Annotated in this window: 25 protein-coding genes and 1 tRNA gene; 3 read left to right on the top strand and 23 right to left on the bottom strand. The window is 67.9% G+C overall.

Going from position 1 to position 18,313, the window contains the following annotated elements; genetic code table 11:
* Positions 1–9: 9 nt before the first annotated feature.
* The 3 genes from EAO70_RS12945 to EAO70_RS12935 all read right to left on the bottom strand — a co-directional run bounded on the left by EAO70_RS12945 (position 10) and on the right by EAO70_RS12935 (position 2,560).
* Positions 10–726 carry an NDP-sugar synthase gene (locus tag EAO70_RS12945; protein WP_148003156.1) on the bottom strand — a complete coding sequence of 239 codons (717 nt, stop codon included), beginning with the start codon at positions 724–726 and terminating at the stop codon, positions 10–12.
* Positions 727–820: 94 nt separating this feature from the next.
* Positions 821–1,231, bottom strand: a complete 411-nt coding sequence (locus EAO70_RS12940) for a hypothetical protein (protein ID WP_148003155.1) — start codon at positions 1,229–1,231, stop codon at positions 821–823.
* A gap of 231 nt (positions 1,232–1,462) precedes the next feature.
* Positions 1,463–2,560 carry an ABC transporter ATP-binding protein gene (locus tag EAO70_RS12935; RefSeq protein ID WP_148003154.1) on the bottom strand — a complete coding sequence of 366 codons (1,098 nt, stop codon included), beginning with the start codon at positions 2,558–2,560 and terminating at the stop codon, positions 1,463–1,465.
* 182 nt (positions 2,561–2,742) lie between these two features.
* Between EAO70_RS12935 and EAO70_RS12930 the strand changes: the two genes are divergently transcribed.
* Positions 2,743–2,816: transfer RNA gene (locus EAO70_RS12930), tRNA-Thr, on the top strand.
* A gap of 543 nt (positions 2,817–3,359) precedes the next feature.
* Entirely contained in the window at positions 3,360–3,611 is a 252-nt protein-coding gene (locus EAO70_RS12925; RefSeq protein ID WP_148003153.1) for a helix-turn-helix domain-containing protein, read from the top strand.
* 62 nt (positions 3,612–3,673) lie between these two features.
* On the opposite strand, the gene EAO70_RS12920 is transcribed toward EAO70_RS12925, so the two are convergent.
* Positions 3,674–3,853, bottom strand: coding sequence for a hypothetical protein (locus EAO70_RS12920; RefSeq protein ID WP_148003152.1), 180 nt, complete (start codon positions 3,851–3,853; stop codon positions 3,674–3,676).
* A 343-nt stretch (positions 3,854–4,196) separates the two neighbouring features.
* On the opposite strand from EAO70_RS12920, the gene EAO70_RS12915 reads away from it, so the two are divergent.
* The gene (locus EAO70_RS12915) at positions 4,197–4,430 is read left to right on the top strand and encodes a GntR family transcriptional regulator (protein WP_148003151.1); all 234 of its coding nucleotides are present in this window, start codon (positions 4,197–4,199) and stop codon (positions 4,428–4,430) included.
* Here the strand turns inward: EAO70_RS12915 and EAO70_RS12910 are convergent.
* The 19 genes from EAO70_RS12910 to EAO70_RS12820 all read right to left on the bottom strand — a co-directional run.
* Positions 4,411–4,635 carry a hypothetical protein gene (locus EAO70_RS12910; RefSeq protein WP_148003150.1) on the bottom strand — a complete coding sequence of 75 codons (225 nt, stop codon included), beginning with the start codon at positions 4,633–4,635 and terminating at the stop codon, positions 4,411–4,413. The genes EAO70_RS12915 and EAO70_RS12910 overlap by 20 nt on opposite strands.
* Complete coding sequence (locus tag EAO70_RS12905; RefSeq protein ID WP_148003149.1) at positions 4,632–5,234, bottom strand: hypothetical protein; 603 nt, start codon at positions 5,232–5,234, stop codon at positions 4,632–4,634. The genes EAO70_RS12910 and EAO70_RS12905 overlap by 4 nt, the downstream gene beginning before the upstream one ends.
* Positions 5,234–5,803 (bottom strand): hypothetical protein, encoded by a 570-nt coding sequence (locus tag EAO70_RS12900; RefSeq protein ID WP_148003148.1) that lies wholly within the window; start codon positions 5,801–5,803, stop codon positions 5,234–5,236. The genes EAO70_RS12905 and EAO70_RS12900 overlap by 1 nt, the downstream gene beginning before the upstream one ends.
* Complete coding sequence (locus EAO70_RS12895; RefSeq protein WP_148003147.1) at positions 5,803–6,543, bottom strand: hypothetical protein; 741 nt, start codon at positions 6,541–6,543, stop codon at positions 5,803–5,805. The genes EAO70_RS12900 and EAO70_RS12895 overlap by 1 nt, the downstream gene beginning before the upstream one ends.
* Entirely contained in the window at positions 6,540–7,127 is a 588-nt protein-coding gene (locus EAO70_RS12890) for a hypothetical protein (protein WP_148003146.1), read from the bottom strand. The genes EAO70_RS12895 and EAO70_RS12890 overlap by 4 nt, the downstream gene beginning before the upstream one ends.
* Complete coding sequence (locus tag EAO70_RS12885) at positions 7,124–8,206, bottom strand: DUF5047 domain-containing protein (RefSeq protein ID WP_148003145.1); 1,083 nt, start codon at positions 8,204–8,206, stop codon at positions 7,124–7,126. Before EAO70_RS12885 ends, EAO70_RS12890 begins: the two co-directional genes overlap by 4 nt.
* Complete coding sequence (locus EAO70_RS12880; RefSeq protein WP_148003144.1) at positions 8,206–8,832, bottom strand: hypothetical protein; 627 nt, start codon at positions 8,830–8,832, stop codon at positions 8,206–8,208. The genes EAO70_RS12885 and EAO70_RS12880 overlap by 1 nt, the downstream gene beginning before the upstream one ends.
* A gap of 1 nt (position 8,833) precedes the next feature.
* Positions 8,834–9,733: a hypothetical protein gene (locus EAO70_RS12875; protein WP_148003143.1), complete on the bottom strand. Its 900-nt coding sequence runs from the start codon at positions 9,731–9,733 to the stop codon at positions 8,834–8,836.
* Positions 9,733–12,201: a hypothetical protein gene (locus EAO70_RS12870; RefSeq protein WP_148003142.1), complete on the bottom strand. Its 2,469-nt coding sequence runs from the start codon at positions 12,199–12,201 to the stop codon at positions 9,733–9,735. The genes EAO70_RS12875 and EAO70_RS12870 overlap by 1 nt, the downstream gene beginning before the upstream one ends.
* Position 12,202: 1 nt before the next feature.
* Positions 12,203–12,688: a hypothetical protein gene (locus EAO70_RS12865; RefSeq protein WP_148003141.1), complete on the bottom strand. Its 486-nt coding sequence runs from the start codon at positions 12,686–12,688 to the stop codon at positions 12,203–12,205.
* 25 nt (positions 12,689–12,713) lie between these two features.
* A complete protein-coding gene (locus EAO70_RS12860; protein ID WP_148003140.1) occupies positions 12,714–13,022 on the bottom strand; it encodes a hypothetical protein in 309 nt (102 codons plus the stop codon).
* A 9-nt stretch (positions 13,023–13,031) separates the two neighbouring features.
* Entirely contained in the window at positions 13,032–13,439 is a 408-nt protein-coding gene (locus tag EAO70_RS40315; RefSeq protein WP_410091266.1) for an HK97 gp10 family phage protein, read from the bottom strand.
* Complete coding sequence (locus EAO70_RS12850) at positions 13,375–13,584, bottom strand: hypothetical protein (RefSeq protein WP_148003139.1); 210 nt, start codon at positions 13,582–13,584, stop codon at positions 13,375–13,377. The genes EAO70_RS40315 and EAO70_RS12850 overlap by 65 nt, the downstream gene beginning before the upstream one ends.
* Entirely contained in the window at positions 13,584–14,099 is a 516-nt protein-coding gene (locus EAO70_RS12845; RefSeq protein WP_148003138.1) for a hypothetical protein, read from the bottom strand. Before EAO70_RS12845 ends, EAO70_RS12850 begins: the two co-directional genes overlap by 1 nt.
* A complete protein-coding gene (locus EAO70_RS12840; protein ID WP_148003137.1) occupies positions 14,096–14,650 on the bottom strand; it encodes a hypothetical protein in 555 nt (184 codons plus the stop codon). Before EAO70_RS12840 ends, EAO70_RS12845 begins: the two co-directional genes overlap by 4 nt.
* Positions 14,651–14,966: 316 nt before the next feature.
* Positions 14,967–15,644 carry a hypothetical protein gene (locus EAO70_RS12835; protein WP_148003136.1) on the bottom strand — a complete coding sequence of 226 codons (678 nt, stop codon included), beginning with the start codon at positions 15,642–15,644 and terminating at the stop codon, positions 14,967–14,969.
* 20 nt (positions 15,645–15,664) lie between these two features.
* Positions 15,665–15,877, bottom strand: a complete 213-nt coding sequence (locus tag EAO70_RS12830; protein ID WP_148003135.1) for a hypothetical protein — start codon at positions 15,875–15,877, stop codon at positions 15,665–15,667.
* Entirely contained in the window at positions 15,874–16,749 is an 876-nt protein-coding gene (locus EAO70_RS12825; RefSeq protein ID WP_148003134.1) for a hypothetical protein, read from the bottom strand. The genes EAO70_RS12830 and EAO70_RS12825 overlap by 4 nt, the downstream gene beginning before the upstream one ends.
* Before the next feature lie 78 nt (positions 16,750–16,827).
* Positions 16,828–18,313, bottom strand: a 1,486-nt coding sequence (locus EAO70_RS12820; RefSeq protein ID WP_222723464.1) for a major capsid protein, incomplete at its 5' end; no start/stop codon positions are given.

The raw sequence follows: 18,313 nt of genomic DNA, 5'->3' as shown, positions 1-18,313 counted from the left end.
GGTGGAAGGTCATCCGCGCTGCGCGGCGAGCTCCTTGGCGGCCTCGGTGAGGTCCTTGGCGGTGTCGATGGCCCGCCAGTAGGCGCCCTGGGGCAGCGGGAAGCCGGCCAGCCGCTTCTCGCGGGCGAGCCGGGGGAACGTGGTGCGCTCGTGGTCGCCCAGGTCCGGGAGGAGGTCCGTGAAGGCCGCGGAGAAGACGTACACGCCGGCGTTGATGAGGTACGGCGACGGCGGCGCCTCGACGAAGTCGGTGATGTGGCCGAAGGTGTCGGTCTCGACGGCGCCCCAGGGGATGCGGGGGCGGGCCAGGGCGAGGGTGGCGAGGGCGTCGCGCTCGTCGTGGAAGGCGGCCATCTCGCGCAGCGAGAAACGGGTCCAGATGTCGCCGTTGGTGGCGTACCAGGGCCGGTCCGGCGCGGGCAGGTGCGCGGCGGCGTACTTGAGGCCGCCGCCGCGGCCCAGCGGCTCGGTCTCGACGACCGTGGTCACCTTGAGCGGGAGGTCGGCGCTCTCCAGCCACTCCTGGAGCACCTCGGCGAGGTGGCCGCAGGAGACGACGGCGTCGGTCACGCCCTCGGCGGCGAGCCAGGAAAGCTGATGGCCGATGATCGGGGTCCCGGTGCCCGGGATCTCGACCATCGGCTTGGGGCGGTCGTCGGTGTACGGGCGGAGCCGTGAGCCCTGGCCGCCCGCCAGGACCACGGCCTGTGTCGGAGAGGTGTGCATACGGGGAACGATAGGCGCCCCGTACGTCCGGCGGTCGGACAGCCGACGGCCGGACGCGCGTCGTGGCTCAGCGTCGTCGCTTCGGCGTCGTCGCTCAGCTCGCGCGCATCACGCCGGTCGCGTACGAGGTGTCGCACACGGGCCGCGAGAAGCCCTGGGCGCGGGAGGGGCCGTACTGCTCGACGGCGGCGCGGCCGAGGGAACGGGCGATGGACATGCAGTGCTTGGCGAGGGAGGGCCGGTTCTCCACCTCGCGCTGGAGGTGCGTGAGGGCGACCCCGGGGTCCTTCTCCTGGAGCTCGGCGAGGAGCTGGTCGCGCAGAACGTCCTGCGGGGCACGGGACTTGGCCGGGACGGAGACCTCGGAGGAGGAGGCCGTCAGCTGGGTCCCGGCGTCCTCGCCGGCCCACGGAACGGCGGACACCGCGAGCGTTCCCGAGAGGACCAGGACGACGGGCAGGACGAGGGCGAGAGAGCGGCCGATTCGGCGGGCAGTAGGCGTCACGCAGGCGAGCGTAGCGGCCGGTAGTGATATGGCGACATTTAGTCACTCTCGCGGGGGATGGTTCGAAGTGGCTTTTCGAATTCCGTGTTGACGCGGAGGGTGCTGCGGGGCCGGGAATGCCGGGGTTCTGTCGGATAAACCCCTTGGCGTCCTCCACCATGGCGAACGACCCCGCATCCACGGGGGATGCGGGGTCGTTCGGCCGTGCCGGAGCGGTTCTCCCGCCGGAGGTCAGTCGCTGAGGCGGGCGCCGGTCGACGTCGAGAAGACGTGGAGCTCGGCGGCGCGCGGGACGACGTGCAGCGTGGTGCCCTTGGCGGGGACGTCACGGCCGCCGACGCGGACGACCAGGTCCTTGTCCTCGCCGCCGACGCGGGTGGAGCCGTAGACGAAGCCGTCGGAGCCGAGCTCCTCGACGACGTTCACGGTGACGGCGAGGCCGTCCTTGCTCGTCGGGCCCGAGACGTCGAAGTGCTCGGGGCGGACGCCGACGGTGACGGTGGTGTCGCCGTTGGCGGAGGCGGCGGCGATGGCGTCGCGGGAGACCGGGACGATGCTGTTGCCGAACTTCACGCCGCCGTCGGTGATCGGGACCTCGACGAGGTTCATGGCGGGGGAGCCGATGAAGCCGGCGACGAAGAGGTTGGCCGGCTTGTCGTACATGTTGCGCGGCGAGTCGACCTGCTGGAGCAGACCGTCCTTGAGGACGGCGACGCGGTCGCCCATGGTGAGGGCCTCGGTCTGGTCGTGGGTGACGTAGACCGTGGTGATCCCGAGGCGGCGCTGGAGGCCGGCGATCTGCGTACGGGTCGAGACGCGGAGCTTGGCGTCGAGGTTCGACAGCGGCTCGTCCATGAGGAAGACCTGCGGCTCACGCACGATGGCGCGACCCATGGCGACACGCTGGCGCTGACCGCCGGAGAGCGCCTTCGGCTTGCGGTCGAGGTACTCGGTGAGGTCCAGGATCTTCGCGGCCTCTTCGACCTTGGCGCGGATCTCGGACTTGTTGACACCGGCGATCTTGAGCGCGAAGCCCATGTTGTCGGCGACGCTCATGTGCGGGTACAGCGCGTAGTTCTGGAACACCATCGCGATGTCCCGGTCCTTCGGCGGCAGGTGCGTGACGTCGCGGTCACCGATGCGGATGGAGCCGGCGTTGACGTCCTCGAGACCCGCGAGCATGCGCAGGGAGGTCGACTTGCCACAGCCGGAGGGCCCGACGAGGACGAGGAACTCGCCGTCGGCGATCTCGATGTCGAGCTGGTCGACGGAGGCCTTGGTGGCACCGGGGTACACCCGGGTCGCCTTGTCGAAAGTGACGGAAGCCATGGTGATGTGTCCCTTCACCGGCAGGAACGTGCCGGACGATCCGAGTAAAGGAAGGATTGAGGTCTAGTCCACCTGGATGAACTGCACGTGACGCTACCTGCCGCCGGGGGATCTGTCAGCAGTCCGACCGGGGTGAGATTTCCGACCTGGGCCGGGACGAGGTTGGTTACACTTCACTCGCTGCCTCCTTAGCTCAGCTGGCCAGAGCACCGCTCTTGTAAAGCGGGGGTCGTCGGTTCGAACCCGACAGGGGGCTCAACGGTAAGTAGCAGGTCAGATAGGTAGAGGGCCCTCTGGGTGATGTTGCCAGGGGGCCCTTCTGCCGCCCGGAGTCCACATGGAGTCCACATCCCCACCGAACACCGTGTGCAGAAACCACGAAACCTGCTGTGCTCAGCAGCCTTCCGCCGTAGAGTGCTGTCTACCGAGCGGGCCGACGTGCTCCCCACACGCGTCAGACGCATGCCGCTCGCCACTCTGTGGCTGTCCAGCGGGGAGGCTGGCGCCACAGGCAGAGACCCCCGCCGTGAATGTCGGCGGGGGTCTTCTCGTACACGGTAGGCGACATGGCGCTGCCCCGTCCCGCGAAGGGACGGGGTAGCTCTGCTCTGGCCGAAACCAGGGCAGTTGGCAGCGGGGCGGACGCACGTACGCCGCTCGCTGCCTGGTCCGCGCCGACAGGCCTGACTGCCGCGCGGACGTGGGGCGAAGTCGGTGGCTGATACCCGCCGTTTCCAAGATCAAACAATGTAGAGTCACCTCTACAGAGATTTGATCTTGATCCAGTGAGCGTGGACAGGTGCCACGCTCCACCCCACCGCCCGAGTGGGTCCTCGCCCGCCGGCGTCAGATCGGCGACCAGATCAGAGCCGCTCGATTACGCGCGAACCTCACCCAGGAAGCTGTGGCACATGCCGTCCCGATGGATCGGGCCGCCTACAACCGGATCGAGCAGGGTCACGCCGCAGCTACGCTCGACACGCTCATCCTCATCGCCCACGTCATCGGCGTGCCCCTCACGGAACTAGTGGGAGGGCTCCCGGCCGGATGATGCCCGGCCGGGAGCCCGAATCCTGCCCGCGGACGATCGGCGTGACGACCGCGGGCAGGAGATCACAGACTGCGCAGACGCTGCTGCAACGGGGAACGGTCCGTCGCAAGCTTCTGCGCGACCACGCAGTCGATGGCCTTCGGGTGCCAGTACGCGGTCGGCCTGGCGCCGCTCGCCGACTCCGACGGCAGCTCCTTCGCGTCGCCCACGATGACGTGACTGCAATACGAACAGCGCTTCACTGGCCCTCCTCATTGTGGCAGGGGCAGAAGCAGCGGCGCGGGAGCACCTGAATGTCGCCCACCATGACCGTCCCCGGGTCGCAGAAGCGGTGCCCGTAGTCGAGCTTGCACGCACCGGATACGCGGGTGCCTGTACGAGCCGGGGGTGGCGGGGTAGCTTGGGCCACGACGAGACCTCCCAGGGGTGTCGTCCGCACCCCCGGACCGTTCCACCGGTCGCGGGGGTCTTGTCTTGTGTGGGCCACCGTACTCAGCCTGTACATACCTGTACACCCTTAGCCATGCCTAGCTATGGGTATGAGCCTCTATGTCAGGGTGTGTCCTGCTACCTACCCTCACTCGAATGCTGGACTTCGACCCCACCCGCCCGAAGTGGGAGCAGATCGCCACCGTGCTGCGCGAGCGCATCGCCGACGGCACGCTGCCGCCCCGCGCGCTCGTATCCGAAGTCCAGCTTGAGAGCGAGTTCGGCGTAGCCCGCGGCACCGTCCGCAAAGCCATTGCCGCCCTGCGTGATGACGGGCTCCTCGTCACCACGCCCGGCATGGGCAGCTTCGTTACTGCTTCGGTCCGGTGAACCGCGCCCGGTCCTTGTCGCCCTGGAACCGGGCCGCCACACCATGCAGCAGAGCCAGCGTGGCAGCCGACCCGGACACAGTGAGGCTCGTGCCCCAGTCGAACGCAAGCAGGTCAAACGGCTCAGCAGCCGCAGCCAGGCCCGCCAGAGTGAGCGCGAACGCTCCACCGACGGAGTAGGCCAAGTCAAGCAGGTAGGTTCTCATATCGTCGTCATCCTCAGGAGAGTGATGGAACGGCGACCGAACGTCGCCGACGAAGCACCGGAAGACCGGCGCACCAGAGCCCGCAGGCCCACCGTGTCGCCCGCGGTCAAGAACAACCCGGTCGACGCGTCAATGAGGAACGTCGACACCCCAGCGATGGTGGTGTCGTGCGATCCATGCCGGCACAACGTCGGGGTTGCCAGACCGTTGCGGAGGATCTCCACCCCCAGCTCGTCGATGTTCGCGGACGTGGGCACCGTGTTCGCCTGCACCGTGCCGTAGATGAACCAGAACCCGCCGCGGTTCACCGTGAGCGCCGTCGTCGCGGGATCCGTGAACGGAACGACCGCACTGACCCCGTCGCGGCTGGTGTTGAAGTCGGTCAGCTGCCACGTCATCGTGCCGCTCGCGGAAGTGCCCGCCAACGTGTTGTTCACCGTCCCCAGGAACTGGGCCATGTGCCGCGGCAGGGCCTGCTGCTCCAGGTCGTCGAGGACGATATCGATCCGCTCGGCCAGGCTCTGCATCGCCGTGGGCACGTCCGCCGGGTCCGCAGGGATCGAGTACGGGAGAGCCTGGTTCGGGGTGAGTGCGGGCATCAGGAGATCCTCGTTGCCGTGAACTGGGCGCCGGACGCCGTCAGGCTGCCAGCGTGGTTGTGCCGGACGAAGGCCGTCAGCGTCTCCGGGACCGTCGCCACCCGGTGCAGAGTCATGCAGCTCAGCGATGTCGCCTTGTCGTTGTCGAGGTTCTTCGACGTCCCGATCGGGTTGGGAATGACGCCGCCCGTCGATGCCGCGACGATGGCGGCCGCCCCGCCGGCCACACCGGTTGCGGCGAGGTTGACCGAGCAGGAGAGCAGGTAGACCCCGGGGGACTGCACCACGATGTTTGTGGTGCTGCCCGCCAGGTTGATCATGTTGTCGTTGTCGTAGCTCTCGGTGTCGTACGCCAAGGTCACGTTGACGCCCGTCGCGATGGTCTGCGTCGTCAGCTCACGGGAAGCCCGGCACGACTTGGCTTCGATCGCTGCATCTATCGGCGCGTCAAGGCTGTTCGTAAGGTCCGTGTCCACAGCGGTCGCAAAGTTCTCGATCGCGTCCGGGAAATCACCCAGCTCGTTGTAGTCCGGGTACGGGTAGCCCCGATTGTCGGTGGTGTAGATCATCAGACTCTCCGGACAATCACGGAGTCCCACTGCACACGCTGGGACGCCTCGGTCGTGGACCGCAGAGCGATCCGCATGAATCCCGTCACCGGTGCCGTCACCGTCCCGCCGAGCGTGGCGTAAGGCGGCGACTGCACCAGGTCGGTCGACGTCGCAATGACGACGTCCACCGCCGACGTTGTGGGATACAGGTCGGTGTCGTTCGCGAACCACAAGGCGGCCAGCGCCGCGTCGGCGCCCAAGGTGTCGCCGGGCTGATAGTCGCCGCCCGCATACGCCGACACCGTGAACTGCTGCCCCGACGTGACCTGAATCGGCTGCGAGTACAGGTACGACTGGGTGCCCACCGCCGAACCCGACACCGACGCCACCTGCGTACCAGCCGGCGCGCTCGTGTCGGTGACGACAGAGACCGACGAGGTGCCCGACAGGTTCGCCTGGAACCACAGCGAAGGGAAGCTACCGGGCCCGCTTGCCTCGAACGACGGGTTGCCGGCCGCCAGGAGGTTCGCGCCGACGCCCGCCAGAGCGCCCACCACAGTCCAGGAGCCGCTCTGCTGGAGGCAGTACACCAGGTCGCCTTGAACGAGGGTGGTGCCGCGGAGGTAGGCCGCGGGGAACGTCGATCCGCCGACCGATACGAGAGCCTGGTTGGTGGTGAAGGACACCACCGTGCCCACGCGGGCCTGCGTGAACGGTCCCGGCGCCCCAGCGGCCACTGCGTTTGCTGTGTTCGTCATGCGTCCACCAGCCTCACGGCCCACAGATGCGGCCGGTAGTCCCACACAGGCGTACCCGCGGCCACATGCTGGATCTCCATGCGGATGATGTCGCCCTCTACCAGCGACAGCGGCACGGCGGACAGCGACGCCAAACGGCCGTTGCCGACCCCGTAGTTCCCTGCCACCGCCGACCACGAAGACGCCGGCGACCCGTTCAGGGTGATGCGGACCATCGGGAGGACAGCGGCTGTGGCGGACGTGACCAGGGCGTGGCAGCCGATCAGGTACCAGCCGGGCGTCGAGATCCGAACCCCGCCCGTAACGGGCACCAGGGCAGGTGACGGCCCCCAGTTGATGGAGTACACCGTGGTGTCGAACACGGGGCTTTCGAGCGTTCCCGAAGCGACGACAGGGAGGGTGGCGATGGCGAACCGTGCGGCTGCCGGGTGGATCAGGTCCCGCTCGGCCACGTTGACGACCCGCTCCACCTCCTCGTCCACTGCTACCGCGAGCGCCCGCAGCTGCGAGATCTGCGACGAGTCCTTGACCTTCGGCGGGTCGCACTCCGGGTACGGGAACCCGTACGTCTCAGTCGTCTTCACTGCGGCTCCACCCCCGCACGGCCGACCACCGTCATCGTGTCCTCCTCGTTCAGCGGATACCGCACCTGGTCCACAATCTGTACGGCGCTCCGGCCGCGGTAGGAGAAGCGGGCGGTATCGCCGGGCTCCAGGGTCATGTCGGGGACGATCTCGGCGCTCCACTGCTCGCGCAGCGCCGACGAGGCAGAGAGCTGGGTCTGCGCCAGGAGCTGCGCTGTGGGCGCCCCGACCGGCGTGTTCACCTTGATGATCTGTCCCACGCGCCCGTACTTCCCGCCGAAGAGCAGCGGGTTGGTCGGATCGCTCACGCGGGCGGGCACACGCACCGGGTCGGTACCGTCCGTGCGCTCTGACACCACGACCACGCTGTTGAACGCGCCGGCGCGGGACCGGCTGGCCGTGGCCTCCGACACCGTGCCCTGCGGTCCGTCGGTGTAGTGCGCGACGATCACGCCGGGCGCGTAGGAGAAGTCCCGCACGACGAACGTGCCGTCGCCGAGCGCGTACCAGCGGCCTCCCAGCGACTGGCCCAGGTCGTCGAGTGCCGCGCCGCGGTCCTCGTCCCACGTCAACTGCGGCGTCGGGGCGTCCGGAACAGTGTTCGTGCCGAACTGGGCCTGCGGCAGCGCCTCCCGGATGAGCGCCTCGATCTCCGCCAGCGTCGTGGCAGCGGACGTGGTTCGCGGCTGCTCGAACGGGTAGCCCACGACGTCCTGCGCCAGGTCGTAGCAGCTGAACGCGACAGACCCATCAGGCTGACGGTCTGCGGTATCGACCCTCCCCCGAAAGATCGGGAACAGCTCGACGAGGCCATTGCCGTACTCCACACCAGCGCTGATGCTCACGACCGCGAACTCGGGGCATAGGGCATCGTCGGAGGTGCCCGGGTACCAGACGTCCTCCAGGGAGAACGTGGCACTTCGGGTGACGCGCTGCACGAGCGATGCCTCCACCTCCCCGTCCAAAGGCGTCAGGTCGGAGGCGCGGACGACACCGTCGATATCGGTGACGTCAATCCGGAACGCCCGCTTGTGCGGGGTGCCGAGGATCTGCCGGTACAGGTCAGACGACGGGAGCATCAGCTGACCGCCACCCACCACGCGCGGCCGGCAGTCGTCCGAGACGCCATCGTCACCGACGCCGGCAGCGCAGTCACCGTGCCGGCCGTTGCGTACCGGGCCGTAGCAGCGGTCAGCCCCAGGTTGAGGAGGTCGGCGCCGATGCCCAGAGACGATCCGCGAGGCATCTGCGGCGGGGTGGTGCCGTTGCTGACGAACGCCACGTAGTAGGTGCCGGCCGCCACCACCTGCGGGGCAGCCAGCGGCATCACCTTTACGCCTGTGGACGCCCAGGCCGTGGTCTGGTCGGCCGTCTGCGACAGCAGGGTGCCCGCCGAAGAGTAGAGCCCAGCCCAGTTCTGCGAAGCAGTCAGACCCGACCCGGCTGTGGAGATCGCGGCCACGATGTTCGTGATCGTCGTCGCCGTGCGGATGGGCAGCTTGACCATCTCCAGCAGGCCTGTGGTCAGTACCTGCGCCACGAGGTTGGTCGCCGGATCGAACGTCCAAGCCTTCAGCGAGCTGTCCGCCGGCCGCGTCGCGTTGGCAGCTTCGAGAGCAATCGTGCGACCGTCGAGATCCTGGATCTGCCCGTTGAGCAGGGCACCCCAAGGGGTGGTGCCGATCGGAATGGGGGTCAGTGGCATGTCATCCTCCGTCGCCGTAGGGGCCGTCTCCGTAGGGCCCAAGCCCGTACCCGTCCCCGGAAGTGCCGGGACACACCGTCTCTCCAGCGGCGATAGCGCCGAAGGTCTGGCCGGTCGCTGTGAGATCGGCGAAGGTCGGGAACGTCTCAATCGCGCACCAGTTGGCGCAGTCGGTTCCCTGCTGCACAGCCAGCACGTCATCGACGACCGTGTAGCCGAAGCTCCAGATTCGGTGCGGCCACCGCTGGTCGATGGCCTCCGTGAGGTAGTCATCCGCCAGATCCTGCGGCTGGATCGTCACGTCCCTGATGCCGTACACCGCCGGAGCGCGCAGATACAGCGGCCCACCAGCGGTGAAAAGATCATCGACCCGGTCACGCGCGGCCAGGGTCTTCGTCAGCAGGCGGGCTCCGGAATCCCACGACTTCCGTCGGCCGTACACGTCGGCAGGAGTCTGGGAGTCGAGCCGGTCGAAGAGGCCCACGGATGCGCGCTGGGTGCGGCCGTCGAACCGTGACCAGACGAACTCGGCGCCGCCGGGGTTGCAGGCTTGCGTCATCAGCGCTTCCGCGGATGCGCACAGGGAGAACTCGATGTCAGCCCACGGCCGGTTGGGGTCGGATAGGATGATCGTTCCGTCGCTGTCGAGCGTGACCGGGCCGACCATAAAACCGGACACGGTTTCCACCCCGGCCAAGTTCAGGTACACGAACCGGTACCAGACGGGCGTGTCCAGAGGGGCGGTGTTGTCGTAGAAATAGCCGCGCCCGCCTGTGAGCTGGACGATGCCGATGCGCTTCCACGGTCCCGTTGCTGATGTGCTCCGCTCGACGTAGGCGGTGAGGGGCCCGTCGAACGCGCCAACGCTGATGTCGGCACGGACTGTGATGGACGTGGCCATTAGACGCGTACCCCCTGTGCTGCGATCCGGTCACGCTTCTTGTCGTTGATCTTGATGCGGGAGTCGATGATCTGGTTGTAGAGCTTGCCGTCGAGGAAGACGTTGACCACGGAGGTTCCCTGGCCCGACAGCGTCAGGCGCTGGGTGAAGCTCGATTCCGCGGCCATGCCCTTGACCGTCTTGGACGTGTCGATGGCCTTCACGCTGCGGGCGAAGTCCGATACAGGCGTCGTGCCATCCGCAAAGGCCAGCTTGACCTCGTTGGCGATCTGCTTGGCGACCTTCTTGACCTTTTTTCCCTCCCGCTCCAACCCGTTCGAGAATCCCTTTGCGGTGTCGCTGCCCAGCTTGTCCGTGACCTTCGACGGCGACCGGATATCCAGCGCACCCTTGATCGTGCTGGTCACCGAATCGGCAATGTTCCTTGCGATACCGATGATCCGACCGATACCCGACGTCAGACCACCCGCCAGCCCCGCCATGATCTGGACACCGATGTCGTACGCGCGGGACGGCAACGTGGCGAGCGTGTGCACGAACTCGCCGATGAAACTCCGCAGCGCCCGCAGCATGCTGCCAAGGGACTCGATCACCGCCGCCGTCAGCCGGTCCCTAAGAGACGCACTGAAGTCGCCCAGCGCATTCTGGAAGCTGCGGATCGAGCTGTACGCACTGCTGGTCCAGTCGATGAACGCGCTCTTCAGGATGTCTCGGTGGGTCACGGCCGCATTCGATGCTGCCCGGAACGACTCGATGAAGTCGCTGTGGTAGAAGTCGGCAAACTTCTCCGACCCCTGACGTGCCACGTCCATCGCCACACCGAGCACCTGCAACGCGATGACGATCGCGTCGATAGCCGCGTTGGCCAAGTCGATCGCCAGCGGTAGCTGCTCGCGCATGATAAGCGCCAGGTCAACCAGGATCGGCCCCAGCTCCTGGATGATCGGGATCAGCTCAGGCCCGATCGCGGCGACAAAGTCCCGGACCACCGGTGCCAGCTCCTCGATCACCGGACCGAGCTGGACGAACGCCTCCTGGATCAACGGCAGAATGTTCTGCACCAGTGCGTCAGCGGTGGCGGCCAGCTCGCCCAGAATGGTCTGGAATTCTTGGGACGCAGTCAGGTTCTCGAACGCTACGGAGATGTCCTCCAGGATCTGGAAGAGACCCCGGCCGTTCTGCGTCAGGCCACCGAAGATGTTCCCGATGGCCTGCCCGAAGTTCGCGACCACACCGAGGAGCTGGCCGATCGTGTCGACCGCCTTGTTGATGGCCTCCTCAAGCTCGCCCGACGCGAACGACTGCTGCAACCGCTCAACCATCGACGCCGCCACCCGGTCCACCGCCGCCGTGATCCGGTCGAACGCCGGCGCCGATGCCGCGGCCAGGAGACCGAACGCCGTCGCCAGCCGTGCGGGAACCTGCTCCAGGTTCTGCAACCCAGTCGTAGCGCCGTCCAGCGCTTGACCCAGCACCCCCTGCTTGTCCAACGCGAGGGCCGCAATGCCGACTTCCTTGGCCATCCGGTTGAAGGTGCCGGCCGTCTGGTTCAACGCCCGGCTGACGTCGGGGCCGACGTCTCGACTGAGGGCCCGAAACAGCTCGTCGAAGTCCTTGAAGACCCGGTTCTGTACCCCTTGCTGCAACGCCTTGAGTTCCCGGCGGATCGTGTGGATCTCATCGACGAAGAGCGCGGCTTCGGGCGCCAGCGTCTTGAGCGACTTGTGGAAGTCCTCGACGCTGATGTCCGGGTCGAACGCGTCCTGGATGGCGTCCTGGACACCGACCATCGCCAGCTTCAGGGTGCCGGTCGCGAGCTTCTGGGCCAGGATCGCCTGAGTGCCCACCGCCGCGGCAGGGGCGACCTGCTGTAGGGCGGCCACCAGACCCGCCAAGGCCTGAGCGCCGCCACCCACCGCCAGGCTCAGGGCAGCCACGCCCTTCGTGACCGTGCCCAGCCCCTTGGCTGTGGTGATCGATGTGCGGCCAAGGGCCCGCAGGACACGCTCAGCGCGGGGGACCTGATCGGTGTCGACGTCCACCTCAAGGTCGATCTCCGGCGCAGCGGCTTCTACGTCGTTCACCAGGTCGGTGATCGCTTCGGTGACCTCGGCCAGGGACCGCGGGAAGTCGAGGGCCGCTTCCAGCTCGATGATGTCCGTGGTCCCCCGCGCGGCTGCGCGCGTCAGCTCGTCGAGATCCTGGCGCAGGTTCCGCAAGGACGCCTGAGCATCGAGTGCGGCTTCGACGTCGATGCTCGGGTCATTGGCGTCGATGTTCCGCAGCACCTGATCGAGCTGCGTCGACATGACCGCGAGCGAGTTCTGCACGGCCAGCGAAGCCTGCACGTCGACCTCAGGCGCCCCGTCCTCAGCCGTCCGGACGATCTGGGACAGCTGCTGCTCAAGATCCGGCAGAGCCCCGGCAGCGTTGACGATGAGGTCGACCTCAGCCTGGTTTGCGGCCATCTCAGCCTCCCATCCATCCGGTCAAGGCTTTCTGAACGTCCTCGGGGTCGTCGCCGCCGTCGTCCATCCATTCGTCCTCGTAGCCGCGGGGCGGGATGGACAGCTGGAAGTCGAAGCGGAGCCGCTCTTTCTCGTCCGTGTAGCGCGTGTAGAGGGCGTACGTGGCGGCGCACCACTCGTAGGCCGACCGCTGCCACGGATCCACGCCGGCCAGCGTCAGGTGGCCGAGGGCTTCGGGCTGCACGGACATGGAGAGCAGGCGTTGTGCTTCCCACCAGCGCCGTCCGGTCGCCGCCTCCAGCACGTCGTGCGCAGTCTTGGCAACGTTGTCAGAGTTCACAATGCCGTCAAGGACCAGCCGGCCGATGGTGGTTCTGTCTTCCTCCGAGAGGAAGCGGAGCACGTCCATCTCTGTCTGCACGGTGGTCCACTCTGCTGCGGGACGCCACGCAAGCATGAGGGTCCGGCCGCCGATCTGCACCGGCACCGGCCCTCGCGACAGAGGGGACGCACTACGCATCCGCGGTGAGCCCCTCGCTGATCGCCATGGAGTCGGTCAGATCCTTGATCGCCGTCAGAAGGTCTTGGACGCTGATCTCGTCGTTCAGGAACCGGCGCATGATTGCGGCCCACACCGTCCGCCCGGCGGCGACGGAGAACCACTTCGTGCAGGCCTCCAGTGTGGTCAGGGTGTCCGCGTTCATGTGGCTGATGAGGATCATGCGCTCGATGAGCTTCGGGTCCGGCTGGGCGAACTGGTACTCGGTCCCGGCGATGGTGACGGTGTAAGTGGGCTCGTCGATCGTCTTGTCGTCGTCCATAGGTTCAGCCTATCTCTGGGTGATGCTGTAGCCACGCGACCGCGCTACATCCGCGAGGGCCCTGTCGAGGAACGGGCGCGCCCGAGTCCCCGGATGGTGCACCACCTTGGCGTACACCGTGCGGCCCCCCACCTTGAACTTGAGTGCCTTCGCCCGCCGCGGCCGGATGATGTGCGGCCGTGTTCCGTCATTCACCATCGGCGCGTACTCGACGTCCGAACCGACCGTCCACCGCTGCCTCAGCCCGAACGTCGACCGGCGCTCCACCCGAATCGACGACCGCAACCGCCCGGTGTCGACCGGCGCCAGAACCTTCGCCCGCGCCACGACTTGCCGGGCAGCGATCTCGCCCTCACTCCGGCTCGTCGCCCTGAACGTCCTGTTCAACGCTGCCCGGTCCAGCCGGATCCTCGCCACCCTCGATCACCTCCATCAGGCCCAGCTCCACCCAGCCCACCACCGGGCCCTCCAGCGGGCCCTCGTGCTCCTCGCCGCGGCGGAACCCGTCGAAGCTCGTCCGCACCCGCAGCCGGGCGTTCCTCGCGCTCGTCTTCCTCGGCATCAGCAGCACGCCTCCATCACGATGTTCACAGTGGTCTTGCCGCCGATGCAGTTCGCATCGGGGCCAATGGGCTCGTACAGGCCGACCGCCACCGGACCGATCCGCAGACTGTCGGGGTCGTCGAACGCGCAGCAGACAGCAGCCTCCATGGCCTGCCAGTCGGCATCCAGCTTGAGAGCCGCCTCGCTCCACTGCTCGGCAGTCACGATCGCGCCGGCGGCCGGGGTAGGAATGCACCGGTACACGCCGAGTTCAAGCGTCAGGAGACGCTCCGCCATGAAGCAGCCGGAAGCGGCCATGCGGTCGGTGACGTCCCGGACGCCTTGGATGCCAGCGATCCGGACGTAGCCGAGCCCGGTGCAGCATTCGTCCGTCGATGTCGACGCCAGGGGGATCACCTGCTCACCAGCCCGCAACATCACCCGATCTTCTGGGACCGGCCACGGGTGTGGCGCCTGCAACTGGGTCTCCAGGCAGCCGAGGAGGATCTGCGCCAGCTCCATGGCCTGCGTCACGAGAACCGCCCCCGGTACGTGTCGACCGACGCCACACGGGACCGCTGAGCACGCCGCGCCGGGTTCACCGACCGAATCCACAGGTCCACGTTCTGGAGACCCGTCAGGCCCTCTTCGGCAATCGTGGTGGGATCGACCACCTCGATGTCGACGCCGTTGCGGGACAGGGATGCCATCTGCTGCGGCAGCACACATTCGGCGCCTACGCAGGCCTTGGCGATCTCGCACGCGTACTCGCCCGCAGCGATCTGCCCGGCCACGGGAAGCGGCCGGCCCGGCTGGTAGGTGATGACGAAGCTGCCCTCCTCGTCCGGGCCGACGGTCATGTCCTGGCATGTCGGCCAGCAGTCGCCATCGACACGGACGAGCATTGGCCGCCCGCGCCACGAGTCCAGCCGGTAGGCCGTCGGGTCCAGCTCCAGGCCGTCGACAGTGACCGAAGTGACCGAAGCGACGGATGTCGGGAACGGCACTTCGCAGCGGGCCGCGCAGGAGCAGCCACCCGAGCAGGTGCAGTTCCGCCACACGCCGGCATCGACGTACGGCAGCATCCACGGCCCGCCGCCCGCAGAGACCCCGGGAGTCCCGACAGGCCACGACAGGTACCCAGCGCCGCCCTGGCATTTCGGACCGCACGGCCGGTAGTTCACCGCACACTGCGAGAACTGGCGTCCCGTGAGCCCGTCAAGGATCGCGGTGGCCAGCGAAGTCGCCCGCTCCCGCACCTCCTCCGGGTACGCGTCCCAGCCGGAGCAGCAGGTGGTGTCGATGGGCCACTCGCATGGGCCCGGTACAGGTACAGCCATGGGGTGTCCCTCAGAGGAAGGGGGGTTCTGGCCGGGAGCCGTCGGCCAGAACCCCCGGCTGCTAAGCGGTCAGCGTGACCGCGCCACATGCCGGCGTCGGGAGCGGCGCCGATGTGACCTCGAAGTGCATCGGCTGTGTCGCGCCGATCGGTGTGAGCAGCGGCTCCAGCGTTGCCGGGGTCGTCGCGTCACGCCGCACGTCGTAAGGACCGACACCCCATGCACCGCCATACACCGCGCGCGCGGTGAGGGTGATGGTGAGCGCGTCGTTCTGGACGACCCACTCACCCCACTGGGCATCCCGCAACCAGGGGAACAGCCAGTAGCCGTACTTCGTGAACCCGTCCGGGTCGCACGCCTGGCCGGTTACGCCGGACCAGAGTTCCAGGCCGAAGTTGGCGGAGCCGGTAAGGTCGGCGTCCATACGGAAGCCGACGGTGTCCGGCGTCGGGGTGGCGTCGTTGAGAACGAGCGGGTCACCCGTGATCAGGTTGATCATCGTCGGGTCGAGGGTGCAGATCACGAGGCTGACGTCGATCCAGCGGAGCTGTACCGGCGACCGGTCCTCGATGCAGATGTCGCCGTTCGCGTCCGGAACGGAGATCTCCTGCACCTCCTGGTAGTTCGGGGTGAACGTCCCGGAGACGAAAGCCTTCGCCACCAGCGACGAGCCAGCCCCCTCCACGATCGCCCCACACTCGTTCAACTTCGTGATGCGCAGCATCTTGCCGCGCGACATAGAGGCGCACTCAACAGCCATTACTCGTCCTCCTCATCCTTCTTCGCGCGGCGCCGCGGCTTCGGGCGCAGGCTCTCGTGGTAGCGATCCGCCAGAGCAGGCGGCACCAGGAACTCGGTTCCGTTCCCGTCCGTGCGGACGTCCGCCGGGCTGTCAGCCAGCGCCAGCAGAGCAACCGCTGTCTCCTTCACCTGACCTGCCGCCGGAACGACGACCGTCCAGTCCTTGCTCATGCGGGCACCGCCGGGGTTGCTGCGGTCGCCGGCGCCGCGATCGGCACCTGCACGGCCATCACTTCGGGGCACGCCCACGCCGCGGCGTACACGCGCTCGGCGACCACGTCCCACTGGTTGAGGGTGCGGTCCATGACGCGACGCGGGTCGGGCTGCGGGATCTGGGCGTCCGTCGACCGCCACACTGTGGTGTACGACGTCATGAACGCCCACACGAACCCAGCTGCGGGAGCCTCGTCCTCGGGGCCGTTGATGCCGTAGCCGTCGCCCAGGGACACGGCAGTGCCCTTCCGGGTTCGGAGCACTCCGGCATCCGGGTTGAGGAACCCTGCGTACTCCAGGGCGCCCTCGGCCACGGTGTTGACGTGGATGGTGCCGACGTAGCCGGTCATCTGGTAGAACGCGTTCTCCAGAGCCGAGATGGCCGCACCGGCGCCGGGGGCCGTGGGGACGACCGTGGTCGTGCCCACGTTGTTGACGAGGTTCAGAACGTCCGGCTGCGCGGCGATGCCGTTCCACAGGACGTTCTCGACGCGCCGCTGCTCGGACGCCACCAGACGGGCCTGCGCGGCGGCCTTGATCTCGTCGGCGGTCCGGCCGACCGTGCCGCAGCGGAGACGTGTCTCCACCCAGAACGGGTCGGTGCCGATCAGCTCGGTGCCCTCGTGCGGAGTTTTGACCGGGGAGTCGACTCCGCACTCCTGGTTGTACAGCTCGGTGTGGTCGCCGCAGTGGTCGGCGTAGAACTGGAGCCCGTTGCCGATCATGCGGTCGGTCATCGGTAGGACAGTGGCCGCGTTGAACAGGCCGTAGCGCAGGCGCTGAGTCGGCGGCGGCGCGATCAGTTCACGGTTGGGCTGGAGTACTGCCATGAGGTCCCTCCTTCCTTCTCCTGGGGTGGCGCCCCCGCCTCAGGGACGACGAGCGGGGGCGCCGGATCAGGGGAGGGGCTACGGGGTGTCGTCGGTGCAGTTGATCGCCGCGGCGCCGGTGAGACCGCCGATGCAGCCGGTGACCGTGTACAGGCGCTGGCCGGGGCACGGGTAGATCGGCGCGAAGCCCTCCTCGGCGAAGAGCGACGTGAACTCGTTCTGCGCGAGGCTGGCCGCGTCGTACACGTTCGTGAGGGTCACGACGTCCTGCCGGGCCACCGCCACCGACCCCGCCGGCCAGGCGACGAAGCTGAACGTGGTCGGGAGGGCCGTCATGTACGGGGCGGTCGCATCGCCACCGGGGAACGACGCGGACAGTGCGCCGCCGGTGATGAGGCCGTCCTGCCAGCCGCGGACGAACTGGATCCGGACGCCGCGAACCGAGAACATCGACGCGATCTCGGAGTCGGAGACCTGGAGCAGGTTGACGCCGTTGCGGCGGGACAGGTCCGCGCGGATCTGCGGGAGGACCCAGTGCGGGAGGGCGATCTCGACGGTCGCGTCCCACGCCATGTGGTAGCGGTAGCGAATGTCCTCAGCCGCCAGCTCGGCCGCCGCGAGGGCCGCGGAGGTGAAGCTGTCGCCGTCCGGGTCGGGGGAAGCGAACACCGTCGCGGCGCCGGCGCGGGTGATGAGGTCCCCGATGATGATGCGGTTCATCTCCGCCTCGTGGGCGGCGAGGAGACCGTCCTGCCAGGCGTTGACGACCTCGGGGTAGCCCGCGGCCTGGAGGAAGCTGACGCGGATGCAGAGCGCCATGACGTCGAGGCGCCGGTTCTCGAACGTGGGGCAGGGGATCTCCGAGCACGTCTTCGCGGTGTCGGCGATGACCTGCGCTTCCGTGAGGAAGTTGGAGCCTCCGCCGGACGCGACGGCGTTCGCGTAGATGTCGGGGAAGATCGGCTCGTCGGTGTAGTTGATGCCGCCTCGCGTCACGGTGACCGTGGGGAGGTCGAGGGTGCCAACGCCGGCCGCCCAGTTCCGGCAGAGGTCGTAGTCGTTCTGCGACGGGGCACACCAGCCGGCGGCCGCGGTCAGCGAGGACGCGCCGGTGTCGATGGAGTGCTGCCAGGCCTTGGCGAGCGAGCCGCCGTGAAGGCGCTTCTCGTCGCGGGCGTGGCGAAGGATCGCCATGGTGTCGTTGCCGTCGAGCGTGTCGATGACGAGGGCCTCGTCGCGCTGCCGGCGGAACTGGGCGATGGCCTGCCGGGTGCCGGGGGCGCCCTTGGAGCCGAAGCTCTTCGCGTTCTGGATGAGGGCGTCGGAGATCTCGGTGTTGCCGGAGAACGTGTCGCCGACGTTCTTGCGGACGAATCCGGCGGCGGAGGGGAGGACGTGGGCGGTGATGGTGGTGCCGTTGTCCTTGGCGGCCGGTACGTCGGGGAGGGTGGTCTGGGCGGCCATCTGGGAGACGGACGGGACCGGTGCGGGGGGTGTCTCCACGACGGGCTCCGTGGCCGGGGGTTCGACGGTGGGGGCCGGGATGACCTGACCGGGGATGGTG

The organism is Streptomyces sp. adm13(2018) (genome assembly GCF_008042145.1).
In the GTDB taxonomy this organism is placed as follows: Bacteria; Actinomycetota; Actinomycetes; order Streptomycetales; family Streptomycetaceae; genus Streptomyces.
The sequence above is the reverse complement of the archived record's forward strand: the minus strand, read 5'-3'. Positions and strand labels throughout refer to the sequence as shown.

Excerpts from the sequence above, each read along its gene's own strand:
- EAO70_RS12945 (WP_148003156.1), bottom strand. The coding sequence starts at position 726 with ATGCACACCTCTCCGACACAGGCCGTGGTCCTGGCGGGCGGCCAGGGC.
- EAO70_RS12935 (WP_148003154.1), bottom strand. The coding sequence starts at position 2,560 with ATGGCTTCCGTCACTTTCGACAAGGCGACCCGGGTGTACCCCGGTGCC.
- EAO70_RS12915 (WP_148003151.1), top strand. The coding sequence starts at position 4,197 with ATGCTGGACTTCGACCCCACCCGCCCGAAGTGGGAGCAGATCGCCACC.
- EAO70_RS12910 (WP_148003150.1), bottom strand. The coding sequence starts at position 4,635 with ATGAGAACCTACCTGCTTGACTTGGCCTACTCCGTCGGTGGAGCGTTC.
- EAO70_RS12905 (WP_148003149.1), bottom strand. The coding sequence starts at position 5,234 with ATGCCCGCACTCACCCCGAACCAGGCTCTCCCGTACTCGATCCCTGCG.
- EAO70_RS12900 (WP_148003148.1), bottom strand. The coding sequence starts at position 5,803 with ATGATCTACACCACCGACAATCGGGGCTACCCGTACCCGGACTACAAC.
- EAO70_RS12895 (WP_148003147.1), bottom strand. The coding sequence starts at position 6,543 with ATGACGAACACAGCAAACGCAGTGGCCGCTGGGGCGCCGGGACCGTTC.
- EAO70_RS12885 (WP_148003145.1), bottom strand. The coding sequence starts at position 8,206 with ATGCTCCCGTCGTCTGACCTGTACCGGCAGATCCTCGGCACCCCGCAC.
- EAO70_RS12880 (WP_148003144.1), bottom strand. The coding sequence starts at position 8,832 with ATGCCACTGACCCCCATTCCGATCGGCACCACCCCTTGGGGTGCCCTG.
- EAO70_RS12875 (WP_148003143.1), bottom strand. The coding sequence starts at position 9,733 with ATGGCCACGTCCATCACAGTCCGTGCCGACATCAGCGTTGGCGCGTTC.
- EAO70_RS12870 (WP_148003142.1), bottom strand. The coding sequence starts at position 12,201 with ATGGCCGCAAACCAGGCTGAGGTCGACCTCATCGTCAACGCTGCCGGG.
- EAO70_RS12860 (WP_148003140.1), bottom strand. The coding sequence starts at position 13,022 with ATGGACGACGACAAGACGATCGACGAGCCCACTTACACCGTCACCATC.
- EAO70_RS12850 (WP_148003139.1), bottom strand. The coding sequence starts at position 13,584 with ATGCCGAGGAAGACGAGCGCGAGGAACGCCCGGCTGCGGGTGCGGACG.
- EAO70_RS12840 (WP_148003137.1), bottom strand. The coding sequence starts at position 14,650 with ATGCTGCCGTACGTCGATGCCGGCGTGTGGCGGAACTGCACCTGCTCG.
- EAO70_RS12835 (WP_148003136.1), bottom strand. The coding sequence starts at position 15,644 with ATGTCGCGCGGCAAGATGCTGCGCATCACGAAGTTGAACGAGTGTGGG.
- EAO70_RS12830 (WP_148003135.1), bottom strand. The coding sequence starts at position 15,877 with ATGAGCAAGGACTGGACGGTCGTCGTTCCGGCGGCAGGTCAGGTGAAG.
- EAO70_RS12825 (WP_148003134.1), bottom strand. The coding sequence starts at position 16,749 with ATGGCAGTACTCCAGCCCAACCGTGAACTGATCGCGCCGCCGCCGACT.